General features: G+C 39.7%; 3 protein-coding genes. All 3 read right to left on the minus strand.

Annotation, left to right across the window (positions count from 1 at the left end; translation table 11 throughout):
- A partial coding sequence (locus AC3LHT_RS07780) for a respiratory chain complex I subunit 1 family protein (RefSeq protein ID WP_488662487.1) occupies positions 1 to 711 on the minus strand: 711 nt, incomplete at its 3' end.
- Between the two features lie 5 nt (positions 712 to 716).
- Complete coding sequence (locus AC3LHT_RS07785; protein ID WP_488662488.1) at positions 717 to 1,298, minus strand: hypothetical protein; 582 nt, start codon at positions 1,296 to 1,298, stop codon at positions 717 to 719.
- A 93-nt stretch (positions 1,299 to 1,391) separates the two neighbouring features.
- A complete protein-coding gene (locus AC3LHT_RS07790) occupies positions 1,392 to 2,552 on the minus strand; it encodes a proton-conducting transporter transmembrane domain-containing protein (protein WP_488662489.1) in 1,161 nt (386 codons plus the stop codon).
- Positions 2,553 to 2,651 lie beyond the last annotated feature (99 nt).

Below are 2,651 nucleotides of genomic sequence, written 5' to 3' on the forward strand. Positions count from 1 at the left end.
TCCGAGAAACAGATTGACAAACAAACCAATTTCAATAAATATGGAAAATGAATGCTGTATCAATAGCATGCCCAGATATTTGCCGCTGTACTCTACCAGAGGACCAGAGGCTATTTCGGCAGGAGCTATGAAAACATCGAAAGGTTTCTTTCCCAACATACCCAGCAAGGAAATGAAAGCAACTAAAGCCCCAAGCGGCATTATCCACGCATTGTACTGTCCGGATTCTATTTGAATATTCACTAGGTCAGACAGCGAAGAATTTTTGTACTGGAAAAACACACCTACAAGTACGATCAAAAAAGGCAATTCATAACCAAGCATCTGTGTTAATGCACGGCCTATACCTATACCTGCATTGGGATTACCAGATCCGACAGAAGACATTGCCATTCCAAGAAGCCCTATTGCAAGCAGGTATATCACTACAAAAACGTTGTCCAAGCCCGGGAAAACCACCAAATTACCAGCGGGGATAAACAAAGCCGTGGCAATTGTTCCCCCAAAGGCCATTAAGACACCAAAATCAAAAATAAACCCGTGTGAAATGGAATGCTTTGTAAGAGCTTTGAAAATATCGATAAAATTTTGCCAAAAAGGAGGTCCATACCTTCTTTGAATACGTGCGGTTATTTTTCGGGCAATTCCTTCAAGCGTAACAGTATAGATAAAAGCCAAAATGAGTAATGCTGCACCTTTAAGTATTGTCATTCATATCACCTCAACCACCAGAAGGCTATGAGCAAAGTTAAAAGACTAACCGCGACATATCCTTGCGGATATTTCGGATAAAACAATGTTTTTAACAATGCTCCAAGCTCCTTTATTTTATATGACAGTGAGGTAAGCCAGTTTTCCATAGATGGCCATTTTTCAAACATCCTATCAAATGGTCGGTACATTTTATAGACAAAGTGATACAACTCAGCAGTGTAAAGAAATTCACCACCCGTGTATGTATCCATCAAATCAACCTGTCTCGCTTTTTTACCCATTAGGAAGATGATAAACGCAATTATGAACCCGACGAAGAAGGCCATTGTTACCAGTACTGAATCCCATTGACCGGTTAAAGCAATGATCCTTGAAAAGGTTAGTTGTATTTCTTTGCCACCTGTATAATGAACAATCTTGTTAATAAAAGAAATAGCATTGCTTGGCAATATTCCCCAGAATATCGTGAGCAAAGTCAAAATACTCATAGGCAAAATCATGGTAAATGGCGCCTCTTTGACATTTTTGTGCTCGGGTTTTAGTTGACCAAGGAAAACGCCAGTAAGTGGCTTGAAAACGTACATGAATGAACCCACACTGCCAAAGAAGGCGGCAAAAGCGAGAAATGGGAGCCCATTCTTGACTAATTGCTGGTATATAAGCCATTTTGAAGCAAATCAGCTCATAGGTGGTATTCCTGCGACGGAAATTATTGCCACAAGATAAGCGGCAAAAGTTATAGGCATTTTTGTAATAAGCCCGCCCATTTCACGCATTTTTGTCGTACCTGTTCTATGAATTACAGCCGCCATTGACATAAACATCGCAGCTGAAGCCAGAGCGTGGTTCAGGACGTGCATTAGACCACCAATTGTACCGTACGTTCCGCCAAGGGCCATGGCTAACACTATGTATCCTGAGTTGCTAACCGTTGAGAATGCAATGAGTTCTTTTACATCTTCCATTCGTATAGCCATTACCGTTCCGACCACTATAGAAATTCCACCTAACCATGCAAGCACATAATTTACTAATGTAATGCCTCCTATAGAAGGAAGCCAACTGAAAATGCTGCTGGATGGAATTACAGCTACCATGATGAATAGCAAATAAGCTCCGATTTTCGTAAGTGCTCCTGAAAGTATTGGGCTAAATTCATCAGGTGCTGTTGAGTGGGAACCTCTTAGCCAGATATGTAGGGGGAAAGAACCAGCTTTTGCAAGTGCCATGATGCCAAAGAGAACAAAAATTAAGATTTTTGAGCTCTCAGGGGCTACTTTCATTTTATCCGCTACTTCAAGGTAATTAACAGTTCCAAAACTTTTCAAAATATAAAAAACAGCGTATAACATAGAATAAGTCCCAATAGCACTGACTGAAACATACTTGATCGCTTCCCGAAATGATTTTTCCTTGTCCAGAACTATCAATATCAAAGATGACCAGGTTGAAAGTTCCCAGAAAATTACCAGCGTCAAGAAGTCCATTGAAAGCGTTGCGCCAATCGCTCCAGTAGAAACAAGGCTCAAAAGAAAAAGTTTTGCAGGAGACTTCTTCTTGATTGAAATCATAAAAATGGCAGACATTGAAATAATCAACATTATTATAGAGCCAAAATACCAGTTGATGGGGGTAAAACCGAAATTGAGCTTAAGACCGTCCATTATTTCAAAACTACTTACTGTATTTATGATTCCTTTCTGAAGAAGAATGAAAACAAACAGAAATACCTGTATAAATGAGAATAATATATAGGCGATTTTATGGCTGAACTTTGCCAGAAAGTATAAGATAGGAGCAGCTATGAGACTGATCAGTATAATCATGCTGAGGTCCATTTACATCCCTCCCATCAAAGTCTTGCTGAGTTGGATTGAAAGGTCTCCGATTCTGTTGAAAAAATCAAGATTAGCTTCGGGAACTATACCAAAGGCTAT

It is taken from the genome of Kosmotoga sp., assembly GCF_982836095.1.

Bases quoted from the DNA above. Each gene is read 5' to 3' on its own strand.
- AC3LHT_RS07785 (WP_488662488.1), bottom strand. From the start codon at position 1,298: ATGTACGTTTTCAAGCCACTTACTGGCGTTTTCCTTGGTCAACTAAAA.
- AC3LHT_RS07790 (WP_488662489.1), bottom strand. From the start codon at position 2,552: ATGGACCTCAGCATGATTATACTGATCAGTCTCATAGCTGCTCCTATC.